Below are 12,721 nucleotides of genomic sequence, written 5' to 3'. Positions count from 1 at the left end.
TTTCCGCCTCACTGCCCCAGTATCAGGTTGGGCAGCCATAGCGATATGGACGGCACATAGGCCACCAGCAGCAACACCGCCAGGTTGCAGAGCAAGAACGGCAGGATGGCCCGGGCCACGGTCAGCATGGGCAGCTTGCCGATCCCCGAGACCACGAACAGGCAGACGCCCACCGGTGGAGTGGTCAGGCCGATCATCAGGTTGAGCACCGCCATGACGGCGAAATGCACCGGGTCCATGCCCACCCCGGTGGCCACGCCAAGCAGCGCCGGAAAGAGGATGATCAGCGCGGCGATGGTCTCCATGAAGGCGCCGACGAACAGCAGGATCAGATTGAGGATCAGGATGACGACGAGCGGGTTTTCGCTGATGGTCAGGATCAGGCCGGCAATCATCTGGGGAATCTGCTCGCTGGTCAGGATCCAGCCGAACAGATTGGCCAGTCCCACCATCAGCAGCAGCGCCGCGGAGGTAAAGACGGTATCGGTGAGGATCGCCGGCAGCTTGCGCCAGGTGAGCCCCTTGTAGACATACATGCCCACCACCAGGGCGTACAAGCTGGCAACGATGGACGCCTCGGTGGGTGTGAAGAAGCCACCGATGATGCCGTAGAGGATGATCGCCGTCATCAGCAGCGCCCAGAAGGCGGTCCTGGCCTCACGCAGCAACTGCAGGAAGGGCACGCGGGCCTCCTTGGGATAGCCACGCCGCACGGCGAGGATATACACCGTGATCATCATCGCCAGGCCCAGCAGCAAGCCGGGAATGGCACCGGCCAGGAACATTCGTCCCACTGACACGCCGGAGAGCGAGCCGGCGATGATCATCGGCACGCTGGGCGGAATGATCGGCCCCACGGTGGAAGAAGCGGCCGTGACCGCCGCGGCGAACGGCTTGTCGTAGCCGGACCGGGCCATGCCAGGAATCATCACCGAGCCGATGCTGGCCGAGTCCGCCACGGCCGTGCCGGAGATGCCGCCGAAGATCATCGAGCCGCCGACGTTGGCCAGACCCAGCCCGCCGCGGATATGGCCGAGCAGCGCATTGGAGAAGCGCACGATGTTCTCGGTGATGTTACCGACGTTCATCAGGTTGCCGGCCAGCACGAAGCCGGGGATGCACAGCAGCACGAAGGTATCGATGCCCGCGTACAGGCGCTGCGGCACGACGGTCAGCGAGATGCCTTCCAGCAACAGGTAGGCCAGCGAGGCGATGCCCAGGGAGAAGGCGATAGGCATGCCGATCAGCAGCAGGACCAGGAAGGTGCTGAACAGGATGATGACTTCCATCACGGCTTCTCCGTATCGGGACGCTCAGGCGAGCGGAAGATGGCAACGAGGCCCTCCAGGAAGCCAATGGCGCCGTAGGCCAGCAACAGCACGAACATCACCACCGTGGAGAAGAAGATATAGAGCATGGGAACCCTGAGGGTCGGGGACGTCTGCCAGGCGCCATTCATGGCGTACTGCCAGGCGTGAGGCAGCACCATCCAGGCGAAGCCGGCAATCAACAGGCAGATCAACGCCTGGAAGGCCGCCCTGGCGCGGAGCCCCAGCGTATGATGAAAGAGTTCCACACTGACGTTGCGGTGCTGGCGCAGCACCACCCCCACCGACATGGCCACCATGTAGATGAACAGGTAGCGCGACAGCTCCTCGGTCCAGGAGACACTGAATGGCAGGAAGAGACGCGCCGAAATCTGCAGCAGCACCGTGCCGGCAATCGCCACCAGCGCCAGGACAGCCAGCACGGTGAACAGGGTATCGATTCCCCCGATCAGCCGCCCCAGGGCGCCCTGAAAGGTGGGAACCGAGGCAAGTGGGTCCAACTGCTCGAGCGCCTCCTGCTCGGCCACCTTCTGATTGGGGTCCATACGTCCTCCTCATGATGCCTGGGCGGCACCCATCAGCAAGCGGGCGAGCCCCGAAAGGACTCGCCCGTAAGCGGCATCACAGATCCTGGATAGCTTCGTACAGCTCGCGCTGCTCGTCGGTGAGCGCCTCCAGCACGGCCGGGCGGGCCTTTTCGGCGAACGCTTCGGTGTCGACCTCGACGAATTCCATGCCACGTTCCTTCAGGCTCTCTTGCAGTCGCTTCTGATCCGCCTCGAACAGCTCGGCCTCGTAGGACTGCATCTCCTGGGCGGCATCACGAACCACCTGCTGCAGTTCCTCGGGCATGGCCTCGAGCTGGTTCTTGCCGATCACGACATAGATCCAGCTACGCACGTGGTTGGTGAGGTTCACGTAGTCCTGGACCTCATTGAAGCTGGCACTCTCGATCAGGCTCAGCGGGTTCTCCTGGCCTTCGATGGTGTTCTGCTGCAGGGAGGTGAAGACCTCGCTGAAGGCCATGGGCGTGGGACGGGCGCCCAGCGCCTCCCAGGTGTCCACGAACAGCGGCACGTTGGGCACACGCAGGCGAAGGCCATCCAGTTCGTCGGGCGAGGTGATCGGCCGGTTGCTGGTCAATTGACGCGGCCCCCGCTCGAACCAGGCCAGCGGCACCAGGTTGGCGCGCTCGGTGATCTGCGCCTCGATCTGGTCACCGATCTCGCCTTCCACGGCCTGTTGCATGTGGGCAGAATCGCGGAAGGCATAAGGCACGGCCATCAATGCCGCCTTGGGTGCCCAGTTCTGCAGGCTCTCGCCGGTGATGGTCATGTCGGCGGTACCCAGCTGAATGCTGTTGATGACATCCATCTCGGCACCGAGCTGCTCGTTGGGAAACAGCTGAACTTCGATCCGCCCGTCGGACTCGGCCTCGACCACTTCCTTGAACTTGGCGGCGGCCTGATGCCAGACGTGCTCCTCGTTGGCCAGGTGGCCGAATTTCAGGGTGAAGTCAGCAGCGAGGCTGGCCTGGCTGGCGAGCATGGCAGCCCCCAGAACGGCACTGGTCAAAAGTCGTTTCATCATGGCGTTGTCTCCTGGCACTTGCTGTTGTGGTTTTGCTTGATGTGCGATTTGCGAGCGAGCATGAATGGCCGTCAAGAACCGATCTGAATCAGTACTTTGCGGGCCCTTTCGGGATGATTGTCGAGCATTTCGATGGCACCGGGCATGTCGTCGAAGGGCAAGCGATGACTGATCAGCGCCAGCGGATCGAGACGCCCGGATGCCATCAGGTCAATCACCTCCGGAAACTTGCGGTTATTGAGCCGTGAGCCGACCAGCGTCAGTTCCTTCTTGATGACCTCCAGCTGAGCCAGATCGCTGGGCGTGGGCGTGAACCCGAGCAGGCCGATGCGTCCTGCCGGCGAGGCCATGCGCAACATCTGCGGCAACAGGGCCGGCACGCAGGCGGCATCGGCGATCAATGGCATGCCTTCACCATCGGTCAGCGCCTGGACTTCGGCCTCGACGTCCTGTTCGGCACCGTTGAGGGTCCGGGTAGCGCCCAGCTCTTTGGCGGTTTCCAGGCGGGCATCGATCACGTCGCTGACGGTGACATCCTCGATGCCCAGGGCTCGGGCCACCTGCAGAATGGTCAGGCCGATCACCCCGGCACCCAGGATCAGCAGGCGATCGCCTGGATGCGGCTGCATGCGATCGAGAACATTGGCGGCAATGGTGTAGGGCTCCACCAACGCGGCGGCGTCCAGTCCCAGGCCCTCGGGCAGTCGATGGACATTGCCTGCCGGCACGTTGACCCGCTCCTCGAAGCCCCCATTGCGATGCACCCCGATCACCTCCAGGGCGGTGCAGACATTGGGGCGTCCGATACGGCAGGGATAGCAGTGGCCACAGTTGATCACCGGGTCGATACACACGCGATCACCGATGGCAACGTCCTCGACGCCCTCGCCCACCGCCTCGACCACGCCGGCAAACTCATGGCCGGTGATGCGCGGAAAACGCACGAAGGCGTTATCGCCATGAATGATGTGCATGTCCGAGCCGCAGATACCGGCGAAGGCGACGCTGACCAGCACCTCGCCGGGGGCAGCGTCGGGAACCTCTGTCTCGACCAGACGATAGTCCTGGGGAGCGTTTACCTGAAAGGCTTGCATCGGCTTACCTCGTTACCAGTGCCACAGAGTGCCGTCCTCCAGCCGATTGACCGGCAGGCTGGCACGACGATAGGGATACTTGGCGGCGGCCGCTTCGTCGATGTCGACGCCGTGTCCGGGCGTCTCGCCGACCAGGAAGTGGCCATCTTCGAAGCGGTAGTCGTGGGGAAAGACCTCGTCGGTGATGGTCTCGTGGGGCATGTACTCCTGAATGCCGAAATTGGGCACCCAGGTGTCGAAGTGGATCGCCGCCCCCAGGCACACCGGCGACAGGTCGGTGGGGCCATGGAAGCCGGTACGTACGTGATAAAGGCCTGCCAGATCAGCGACACGCCGCATGTGGGTAATGCCGCCACCGTGAGCAAGCGGCATGCGGATATAATCGATCCACTGGTTTTCGAGCAGCTCCCGGTAATCGTGGATCGAGTTGAACACCTCGCCTACCGCCAGCGGGGTGGTGGTGTGCTGGCGAATCAGGCGGAAACTTTCCTGATTCTCGGCCGGCACGCAGTCCTCCAGCCAGAACAGGTGGTAGGGCTCCACCGCCTTGCCCAGCCGCGCCGCCTCGATGGGCGTCAGGCGGTGGTGGACATCGTGCAGCACATGCAGGTCGTCGCCGAAGCGTTCGCGTACCGCAGCGAACAGTTTGGGCACATGATTCAGATACTTCTCGGTGCTCCATACATGTTCGGCAGGCAGGTCGGAATCCGCCGGTTCATAGCGCTCGCCCTCCTTCTTGGCAACCCCATAAATGGTGGGGATGCCAGGCACACCGGCCTGCACACGCACCGCGCGATAGCCCTGCCTGACGTGCGCTTCGACCTCCTCGAGACAGGCATCGATGTCCTTGCCGGTACAGTGGGCATAGGTCATCACGCGCTCGCGGCTCTTGCCGCCCAGCAACTGGTACAGCGGCATACCAGCGGCCTTGGCCTTGATGTCCCACAGCGCCAGGTCCACCGCGCCGATGGCGCTCATGGTCACCGGCCCCCGCCGCCAGTAGGCACCGCGATACAGGTAATGCCAGATATCCTCGATGCGCTGGGGATCACGGCCGATCAAGGCCGGAATCACATGCTCCTCGAGGTAGGCCACCACCGCCATCTCGCGACCATTGAGGGTGGCATCGCCGATACCGTAGACCCCCTCGTCAGTGACGATCTTGAGAGTGACGAAGTTGCGCCCCGGCGCGGTGACGATGGTATAGGCCTTCTCGATCTTCATGCCTGGCTCTCCTCGGCGAACGCTGGTGTCTGGGTGGGCTGGAACATCTCGGGGAAGCGGCGCACCAGGTCGGGCAAAGACTGCAGGATCTCGGACTGGTGAATGTGCATGGCCTCCGCCGCCGCTTCGGCATCGCGCCACTCGATGGCATCGATGATGGCCGCATGCTGTTCGACGAGCTTGTCGATGGGCGTGCTCTCGGGAACGCTCAGGTAGCGCACGCGATCGAGCTGCGCCTTGACCTCTTCGGTCACCTTCCAGGCGGCCTGCTGGCCGATGCCCAGCGAAAGGGTGCGATGAAAGCCCTCGTCGAGCTGAAAGAAACGATCGTGATCGGCCGGCTCGATGCAGCGACGCTGGCGCTCGATCAGTTCGCGCAACTCTGCGAGTACCGGCCGATCCAGTCCTCGGCTGGCGGCCTCGCGGGCCACGGCCACTTCCACCGCCTCGCGCACGAAGCGCGCCTCGAGCACCGCCTGCTGCGAGATCTTGACCACGAAGGTGCCCCGCTGCGGACGCACCTCGACCAACCCGGCTTCCGAGAGTCGAATGAAGGCCTCGCGGACCGGCTGGCGGCTCACCGAGAACGTCTCGGCGAGCTCCTTTTCCGACAGCGCCTGCCCCGGCGCCAGCTCCATGCGAATGATCGACTGGCGCAGCACCTCATGGAGGCGTTGGCGAACCGAGTCGCTGTCGCGGGTGTCCTGCCATAGCGCTTGCAATGTCGAATTCATGCGTTTTGTCCCGATTCCCTCGGCGCGGATGCAACACCACGCCTATCTGATACAACTAGTATGGTAGTATGGTGAAAAGATCGAAAGCACTCCCGACCTAGACCTTAGTATGACTATCGATCGCTGGAGGAGCCCGTGAAACGCCGTCCCTACCCCGGTACCGACTACCGTCGGGCACTCAACATCGCCGACCTGGAGCGAATCGCACAGCGGCGGCTGCCCAACTTCGTGTTCGAGTACCTGCAAGGCGGTGCCGATGACGAGCGGACGCTACATCGCAACCGCACAGTATTCCGCGATTACCTGTTTCATCCCCGGACCCTGACTCGGGTCGACGCCCGACACCTGTCGACGACGATACTCGGCCAGCGCCATGCCATGCCTCTGGTCATCGGGCCTACCGGTTACAACGGCATGCTGACGCGCGATGGGGATCTCAAGCTGGCGGCGGCGGCATCCCGGCAGGACATTCCCTTCGTGCTGAGCAACGTCGCCACGACCTCGCTGGAAGAGATTGCCACCGTCGAGGGGCTCCGGGCCTGGATGCAGATCTACTTCTACCGCGATCGCGACTATGTCAGAAAGCTGGTCGAGCGCTGCCATGCCGCGGGCTACGAGACCATCGTGATCACCACGGACAGCGCGATCTATGGCAACCGCGAATGGGACCTGCGCAACTTTCGCCGGCCCATGCAGCCCGACTGGCGTAACCTTCTTCACCTCTGCTCGCGTCCGCGCTGGATCGCCGACGTCCTGATCCCGGATGGCCCGCCCACCTTCAAGAACCTCGACGACTTGCTGCCTCCTGGCCAGCAGTCCGTGCAGGGCGCCTCGGCCATCATCGGCCAGCAGCTGGACCCGACCCTGAACTGGGACGACATCGCCTGGCTGCGCGATATCTGGCAGGGCAAGCTGATCATCAAGGGCCTCCTGTCGCCGGAGGAAGCAGCCCAGGCCGCCGCCTCGGGCATCGACGGCATCGTGCTCTCCAACCACGGGGGACGACAGCTCGATCACGCCCTCTCGCCACTGGACATCCTCGCCGACACCCGAAAGCGCGTTGGCCAACGCTGCCAGCTGTTCGTCGACAGCGGCTTTCGGCGAGGCACGGATATCGTCAAGGCACTGGCGCTCGGCGCGGATGCGGTCTGGCTGGGTCGCGCCACCCTGTATGGCCTGGCAGCGGGCGGACAGCCTGGCGTCGAGCACGCCCTGGACATCCTTCGCCGAGAAATCGACCGGACGCTCGGCCTGCTGGGCGAGACACGGCTCGCCGATCTCGACGCGTCCCACCTCGTGAAGTGCCACGCCCCGAATGGCGAGACAGGAGAGTCCGATTGACCCGCCGCGCTTGAGATATCATGGTTCGTGAGTTTCGTTCCAGACAAGGAGCCCGACATGGCATCCCTTCAGGACCAGCTGCGCGGCCTGGTATATTCCACCGAACACGGCGATACCTGTCCCGAGTGCCGACAGCCGCTGGATAACTGCCGCTGCGCCGAGGCGGCCGAGGAAGAACGCCTGGCGACGCTCGACGGCATCATCCGTCTGCGCCGCGAGACCAAGGGCCGCAAGGGCAAGGGCGTGACGCTGGTCGAAGGCGTACCGCTCAAGAGCGCCGACCTCAAGGCGCTGGCCAAGGACCTCAAGAAGCGCTGCGGCACTGGCGGGGCACTCAAGGATGGCGTGATCGAGATCCAGGGCGATCAGCGCGAAGTGCTCAAGGGAGAACTGGAGAAGCGCGGCTACAAGGTCAAGCTGGCCGGCGGCTAGTGGGAAACGTGTCGGGGTCGTCGACTTTCCGAATCAAGCCCGATCGGCTGGGCGAAGCGCCTTTTCCTCCAGCACCTCTAACAGCGCCGTCAGCCCGGTTTCGGCACTGGTGGTCACCTTGAGGTCGAACAGCGCGTCGGCCCGGGTTCGGCCCAGATTGAGGCAGGCCATCGGTTTGCCGTCCCGAGCCGCTCGCCGAGCGAAGCGGTACCCGGAATAGACCATCAGCGAGGAACCCACCACCAGCAGGCCCCGGCATTCGTCCAGCAGGGAGAATGCCTCTTCCACGGTGTCTCGGGGCACGCTGTCACCGAAAAACACCACGTCCGGCTTCCAGATGCCATCGCCGCACCGTCCGCATGAAGGGACGCGAAAATCGGCGAAATCGCGCTCCAGGTCGGCGTCTCCATCCGGGGCGACGTTGGCGCCCAGCTCGAGCCAGTCGGGATTGAGCTCGCCCAGCTCGTCATGCAGGTCATGGCGCCTGCGAAGCGCGCCGCAGCCCATGCAACGTACCACATCGGCCCGGCCATGCAGGTCGATCACCCGCTGGGAGCCGGCTTGCCGGTGCAGACCATCGACATTCTGGGTGATCACGCCCGCCACATGCCCTCTTGCCTCGAGTTCGGCCAGCGCGTGGTGCGCCGGGTTGGCGCTCGCCTCGCGCAGGGTGCGGAACCCGACCAGGGCCCGCGCCCAGTAGCGCTGGCGGGCGGCATGGCTTTCCATGAATGTCTGGTGCTGCATGGGCGGCGAACGCTTCCAATCGCCGCTGTCGTCACGGTAGTCGGGAATGCCGCTAGCCGTGCTGACACCGGCACCGGTCAGTACCGCCAGCCCTGGCATGCGCGCCATGAACGCTGCCAGTGCCTTGATGTCTTCATGCACCATGCTGTCCTCCAGTTGTCCTGCGAGCCGGGCTGCCGCCGTTGCGCCCGGCGAGGGACGCCGCGCCATGCGACGCTCGATCATCATCCGCCCCATCGAGCCCCGAGCATGGCCTTGGAGGGGCAAGGTTGTCTAGAATGGCCGAATCTCCCCACGGGCAAGGACTCCCGATGGCCTGGCTGGAATACCTGCTTCCACTGATTTTCCTGTTCCCCCTGGCGGCGACCGCGGTGATCGTGGTGGCCCTGCGCAACCTGCACGACGCCCGGGTCAGCTCGCCTTTCGACGCCCATCGCCTGCGCGAACCGGGCCAGTCACTGCGCGACCGCCTCGACCGTGCCTTCGCCAGCCTCTTTCTCAACGGCGCCCTGGGCCCCATCATCACCTTGGTACCGATGGTCTACGGCATGGGCCGCATGCTCTTCGCCAGCCGCCAGAACTGGCTGGAGTGGGGACTTTACGGCGCACTTTCCACCCTGCTGGTGCTGGTCTTCTGCCTGCGCCTGATCCGCGATTTCCAGCGCATCCGTCGCCTCAAGCTGGGCCTGGCCTGCGAGCTGGCCGTGGGCCAGGAACTATCGCGCCTGATCCGTCCCGAAGCCCACCCCTACTATGTGTTCCATGACGTTCCGGGGGGCGACGGTACGCTGGATCACGTGGCGGTCACGCCCCATGGCGTCTTCGCTATCGAGACGCGTGCCCGCACGCCGGCCGTGCTGCCCTCGGGAGAGGAACGCAATGTCGTCGTCGTGGAAAGCGAGCGGCTGCGCTTTCCCGGCTGGAAGGAGCGCCGCCCCCTGCGAGAGACCCGACGCGCCGCGCGCTGGCTGGCGACCTGGCTGGAACGGGAAGTGGGCCGGACGGTGCCAGTGCAGGGCGTTCTGGTGTTGCCGGGCTGGCGCATCGAGGACGCCGCTGCCAGCGACCTGCTGGTGGTCAGCGGCGACGGTCTGGCGGATCAACTGCCGCTGCAACACCCCGGCGAGCTCGACACCGCGACCCACGATGCCGTGATTCGCGCCCTGCGCCAGCGCGTTGCCAGGATGGCGCTCAATCGAACGTCGCTATCCTGACACGAGAGGCGCAATCACCGCGTCCTAGCCTCACCAGACTACCCGAGTCGGGAAACTCCGCCAACGACCGGGCATCGATGCCGATCCGCACCTCGGTCAGCAGACGATTGCCACGCCCAGCGCACTCCAGGCGCAAGGCCCGGCCAGTGCCCGGCCCGAAGGCTCCCTCGAAGGCCTCGATCAGGGCGTTACGCGCCACCTCGCCGCCGCGATGAATCACCAGGAAATTGGTGAAGGCACTGGCATTGACGGCCTCCACCAAGGCCACCGAGGTGTCGAACAGATCTTCCGCCGTCACATCCAGACAGGCCGCATGCTTGGCGTATTGATAGCGCCCCAGGCAACTGGCCCGCCCCGGCATGACGTCGCCCAGATCCTTCGCCAGGCCCTCGGACAGTTCGAGATCAGGATGGCGACAGAAGCCACCGCCGGGCCGCGGGCGCTCGATGAAGCACCCCTGGCGCCACCAGCGTCGACGTTCGACACCACGTTCGCTCAGCCGATGTGGCAACGAGGGCCAGAGCCCGTGAAGCACTAAGCCCGCCTCAGTGCCGCGCCGCAACACCGGCTCGCGACACTCCCGGGGTGGTCGGGAACGACTGGCGCAGAAGCCAGGGTGCCAGGTCAGCGCCAGGGTGTAGTGGTCGAAGCCGCTCGCCTCGATCGACGGCACCTCGGCCCTGGCCTGGGAGGCGCCGGCCCAGGCCATGCCCAGCAGCAGTATCGTCAGCAGCACTTGCCAGAACCGGCCCCGCGGATAATAATCCGCCCGCTTCAAAGGAGATAATGACATTGCATCCATGAAACTCATCACATTCGATGTTTTTCGAACCCTGGGCATTCCCGGCGTGCGCTACATCAAGCCCGAGCGCATGTTCGACCATATCGAGGAAATCCGCCAGGCCGACTGGTTGTTGTTTCCCGAGTACTGGCAGGTCAACAGTCTGATCTATGGCCTCGGCGCGCGCCTCTTCCCGAGCCCGGCCAGCTATCATCTGGGTCACGACAAGGTCGAGCAGACCCGCGCCTTCCTGGCGCTGGCTCCCGAGCATGTGCCGGCCACCGAGATCCTCGGCACCTCGCCGGCCTCCCTGGCACGGGTCGAGGCCCGCTTCGGTTATCCCTTCATCGCCAAGCACATCAAGAGCTCGATGGGCGAAGGCGTGCGTCTGATCGCGTCCCGCCAGGAACTGCTGACCCATGTCGCCGAGGAAACGGTACTCTACGCCCAGCAGCACCTGCCCATCGACCGCGACCTGCGCATCGTGCTCGTCGGCGGCGAGCTGATCGCTGCCTACTGGCGCGTGACGCCCCTCGGAGGATACCGCGCCAACGTCAGCCAGGGCGGCCACATCGACCACACGGCCATCCCCGAGGCCGCCATCGCCCTGGCCCGGCGCCTCGCCAGGGAACTGGATATCGACCATGCCGGCTTCGATATCGCCATGGTCGACGGGCATCCTTATGTGCTCGAGTTCAACCGGCTGTTCGGCAACCAGGGCATCGCCGACAGCAGCAAGCGTATCGGCGCGGCCATCCAGCGCGTGCTGGGCATCCATGACGATGACCGCGACCCGGACGGCGAGCCGCCGCTTTGCCTCACGGCATGAGACTCAATCGCCCTTGAGGCGCCCGCCCATCTCCTGCGCCAGGTCGACGGCGAAGTGATCGGTCATGCCGCCGATGAAATCCAGCATGCGCCGATAGCTGTCGTAGAGCGACCATGACGGCAGGGGCGTGTTCTCGCCAATCAGCGCCAGCACCCGCTGGTGCTTGAAGTCGGAATGACCAGTGTGGTGAAGCTCGTGGGCGGCACCGATGAAGGCCTCGAGCAGGATACCCAGCGTGGTGTAGGCGCCGATCTCCAGCTTGGCCTTGCGCTCGTTGCGAAAGATGCGCTTGCGCGCCAGATCCTTGGCCGACTTGACGCCCCAGTCCAGGTCCGGATGGCAGAGCTCCAGCAGGTCATGCCGCAGCGTGCCGTCGAGCAGTTCGCCCTCGTGCTGGACGAAGACCTTGGCCACCTCGTTGACCGCCTGCTCCATGGCAGCCCCGCGCAGGGCGGCGATCCGCCGGCGCTGGGAGACGCCCTCGCTCTGCATAGTGGCGTAGTCCGGGGGTTCCCCGCCGGCGATCTGGATCAGCACCTCGGCCACTTCCTCGAAGCGCAGGATGCCCATCTCCAGGCCATCCTCGAGATCGAGCAGGGCATAACAGATATCGTCGGCGGCCTCCACCAGCCAGGCCAGCGGATGCCGGCACCAGCGATTCTCGCCCTGGGGCAGCAACCCCAGGCGCTCGGCCACCTGCTGCAACAGCGGCAACTCGCTCTGATAACAACCGAACTTGCCGGCAGTCCCGCCGTGGGCCACCGTCCAGGGGTACTTGAGCAGCGTGCCCAGGGTCGCACCGGTCAGCCGCATGCCGCCGCGAAACTGGTTGTACTCGATCTGGGTGACGATGCGAAAGCCCTGGGCATTGCCCTCGTAGGTCAGCAGATCTTCCCGCTCCATCTCGGAGAGACCATCGAGCAGGCCGCTACCATCGGCCTCGGCACGCTTGAACCAGTCGCGAATGGCATATTCGCCGGCATGGCCGAAGGGCGGATTGCCGATATCGTGCCCCAGGCAGGCGGCCTGGACGATGACGCCGAGATCCGCCGGCGTGATACCCGCCGGCAGGCGATGACGCAGTTCCTCGCCGACGCTCATGCCGAGCGAGCGGCCCACGCAGCCGACTTCCAGGGAGTGCGTCAGACGAGTATGAATATGGTCGTTGTCGGTCAGGGGATGCACCTGGGTCTTGCGGCCCAGGCGGCGAAAGGAACCAGCGAAGACAATGCGATCGTGATCCTTGTGAAACGGGCTGCGACCGATCTCGCCCCGTGCCGTGCCGCGCTCGTCGTGCAGCCGGGCCGGGTCGAGCAGGCGCTCCCAGGTCATCTGCGTCATGGGCGACCTCCTTGAGGCTCCCATTCTGGCACCGGGAGCGCGACTCGCCCAGTCATCCGCCGCGCT

The 12,721-nt window shown here is 64.8% G+C and carries 13 protein-coding genes; 4 read left to right on the top strand and 9 right to left on the bottom strand.

Annotation, left to right across the window (positions count from 1 at the left end; all coding sequences use genetic code 11):
* Positions 1 to 8: 8 nt before the first annotated feature.
* The 6 genes from A9O65_RS15120 to A9O65_RS15095 form a co-directional block, all read right to left on the bottom strand.
* Complete coding sequence (locus A9O65_RS15120) at positions 9 to 1,289, bottom strand: TRAP transporter large permease (protein WP_064700915.1); 1,281 nt, start codon at positions 1,287 to 1,289, stop codon at positions 9 to 11.
* The gene (locus tag A9O65_RS15115) at positions 1,289 to 1,873 is read right to left on the bottom strand and encodes a TRAP transporter small permease (RefSeq protein WP_064700916.1); all 585 of its coding nucleotides are present in this window, start codon (positions 1,871 to 1,873) and stop codon (positions 1,289 to 1,291) included. Before A9O65_RS15115 ends, A9O65_RS15120 begins: the two co-directional genes overlap by 1 nt.
* 76 nt (positions 1,874 to 1,949) lie before the next feature.
* Complete coding sequence (locus A9O65_RS15110) at positions 1,950 to 2,918, bottom strand: TRAP transporter substrate-binding protein (protein WP_064700917.1); 969 nt, start codon at positions 2,916 to 2,918, stop codon at positions 1,950 to 1,952.
* Positions 2,919 to 2,989: 71 nt separating this feature from the next.
* Positions 2,990 to 4,012 (bottom strand): Zn-dependent oxidoreductase, encoded by a 1,023-nt coding sequence (locus A9O65_RS15105; protein ID WP_064702525.1) that lies wholly within the window; start codon positions 4,010 to 4,012, stop codon positions 2,990 to 2,992.
* Positions 4,013 to 4,024: 12 nt separating this feature from the next.
* The gene (manD, locus tag A9O65_RS15100; RefSeq protein WP_064702524.1) at positions 4,025 to 5,236 is read right to left on the bottom strand and encodes a D-mannonate dehydratase ManD; all 1,212 of its coding nucleotides are present in this window, start codon (positions 5,234 to 5,236) and stop codon (positions 4,025 to 4,027) included.
* Entirely contained in the window at positions 5,233 to 5,970 is a 738-nt protein-coding gene (locus A9O65_RS15095) for a GntR family transcriptional regulator (RefSeq protein ID WP_064700920.1), read from the bottom strand. Before A9O65_RS15095 ends, manD begins: the two co-directional genes overlap by 4 nt.
* 135 nt (positions 5,971 to 6,105) lie before the next feature.
* Between A9O65_RS15095 and A9O65_RS15090 the strand changes: the two genes are divergently transcribed.
* Positions 6,106 to 7,311, top strand: a complete 1,206-nt coding sequence (locus tag A9O65_RS15090; protein ID WP_064700921.1) for an alpha-hydroxy acid oxidase — start codon at positions 6,106 to 6,108, stop codon at positions 7,309 to 7,311.
* A 57-nt stretch (positions 7,312 to 7,368) separates the two neighbouring features.
* On the top strand, positions 7,369 to 7,743 hold the full coding sequence (locus tag A9O65_RS15085) for a translation initiation factor Sui1 (RefSeq protein ID WP_064700922.1): 375 nt from the start codon (positions 7,369 to 7,371) through the stop codon (positions 7,741 to 7,743).
* A 33-nt stretch (positions 7,744 to 7,776) separates the two neighbouring features.
* Here A9O65_RS15085 and A9O65_RS15080 read toward each other — a convergent pair whose 3' ends face one another.
* Positions 7,777 to 8,634: an NAD-dependent protein deacetylase gene (locus tag A9O65_RS15080; protein ID WP_064700971.1), complete on the bottom strand. Its 858-nt coding sequence runs from the start codon at positions 8,632 to 8,634 to the stop codon at positions 7,777 to 7,779.
* 167 nt (positions 8,635 to 8,801) lie between these two features.
* Here A9O65_RS15080 and A9O65_RS15075 point away from each other — a divergent pair, with 167 nt between their 5' ends.
* Positions 8,802 to 9,704 (top strand): nuclease-related domain-containing protein, encoded by a 903-nt coding sequence (locus A9O65_RS15075; protein ID WP_064700923.1) that lies wholly within the window; start codon positions 8,802 to 8,804, stop codon positions 9,702 to 9,704.
* Here the strand turns inward: A9O65_RS15075 and A9O65_RS15070 are convergent.
* Positions 9,682 to 10,497, bottom strand: a complete 816-nt coding sequence (locus A9O65_RS15070; RefSeq protein ID WP_254783132.1) for a ribonuclease T2 family protein — start codon at positions 10,495 to 10,497, stop codon at positions 9,682 to 9,684. The two genes, A9O65_RS15075 and A9O65_RS15070, sit on opposite strands and share 23 nt — an antisense overlap.
* A 7-nt stretch (positions 10,498 to 10,504) precedes the next feature.
* Here A9O65_RS15070 and A9O65_RS15065 point away from each other — a divergent pair, with 7 nt between their 5' ends.
* Positions 10,505 to 11,314 carry an ATP-grasp domain-containing protein gene (locus A9O65_RS15065; protein ID WP_064702522.1) on the top strand — a complete coding sequence of 270 codons (810 nt, stop codon included), beginning with the start codon at positions 10,505 to 10,507 and terminating at the stop codon, positions 11,312 to 11,314.
* Between the two features lie 3 nt (positions 11,315 to 11,317).
* Here A9O65_RS15065 and A9O65_RS15060 read toward each other — a convergent pair whose 3' ends face one another.
* Positions 11,318 to 12,655: a deoxyguanosinetriphosphate triphosphohydrolase gene (locus tag A9O65_RS15060; RefSeq protein WP_064700926.1), complete on the bottom strand. Its 1,338-nt coding sequence runs from the start codon at positions 12,653 to 12,655 to the stop codon at positions 11,318 to 11,320.
* Between the last annotated feature and the right edge of the window lie 66 nt (positions 12,656 to 12,721).

This window comes from Halomonas caseinilytica (assembly GCF_001662305.1).
In the GTDB taxonomy this organism is placed as follows: domain Bacteria; phylum Pseudomonadota; class Gammaproteobacteria; order Pseudomonadales; family Halomonadaceae; genus Halomonas; species Halomonas caseinilytica.
The sequence above is the reverse complement of the archived record's forward strand: the minus strand, read 5'-3'. Positions and strand labels throughout refer to the sequence as shown.

Excerpts from the sequence above, each read along its gene's own strand:
- A9O65_RS15120 (WP_064700915.1), bottom strand. The coding sequence starts at position 1,289 with ATGGAAGTCATCATCCTGTTCAGCACCTTCCTGGTCCTGCTGCTGATC.
- A9O65_RS15115 (WP_064700916.1), bottom strand. The coding sequence starts at position 1,873 with ATGGACCCCAATCAGAAGGTGGCCGAGCAGGAGGCGCTCGAGCAGTTG.
- A9O65_RS15110 (WP_064700917.1), bottom strand. The coding sequence starts at position 2,918 with ATGATGAAACGACTTTTGACCAGTGCCGTTCTGGGGGCTGCCATGCTC.
- A9O65_RS15105 (WP_064702525.1), bottom strand. The coding sequence starts at position 4,012 with ATGCAAGCCTTTCAGGTAAACGCTCCCCAGGACTATCGTCTGGTCGAG.
- manD (WP_064702524.1), bottom strand. The coding sequence starts at position 5,236 with ATGAAGATCGAGAAGGCCTATACCATCGTCACCGCGCCGGGGCGCAAC.
- A9O65_RS15095 (WP_064700920.1), bottom strand. The coding sequence starts at position 5,970 with ATGAATTCGACATTGCAAGCGCTATGGCAGGACACCCGCGACAGCGAC.
- A9O65_RS15085 (WP_064700922.1), top strand. The coding sequence starts at position 7,369 with ATGGCATCCCTTCAGGACCAGCTGCGCGGCCTGGTATATTCCACCGAA.
- A9O65_RS15080 (WP_064700971.1), bottom strand. The coding sequence starts at position 8,634 with ATGGTGCATGAAGACATCAAGGCACTGGCAGCGTTCATGGCGCGCATG.
- A9O65_RS15075 (WP_064700923.1), top strand. The coding sequence starts at position 8,802 with ATGGCCTGGCTGGAATACCTGCTTCCACTGATTTTCCTGTTCCCCCTG.
- A9O65_RS15070 (WP_254783132.1), bottom strand. The coding sequence starts at position 10,497 with ATGTCATTATCTCCTTTGAAGCGGGCGGATTATTATCCGCGGGGCCGG.
- A9O65_RS15065 (WP_064702522.1), top strand. The coding sequence starts at position 10,505 with ATGAAACTCATCACATTCGATGTTTTTCGAACCCTGGGCATTCCCGGC.
- A9O65_RS15060 (WP_064700926.1), bottom strand. The coding sequence starts at position 12,655 with ATGACGCAGATGACCTGGGAGCGCCTGCTCGACCCGGCCCGGCTGCAC.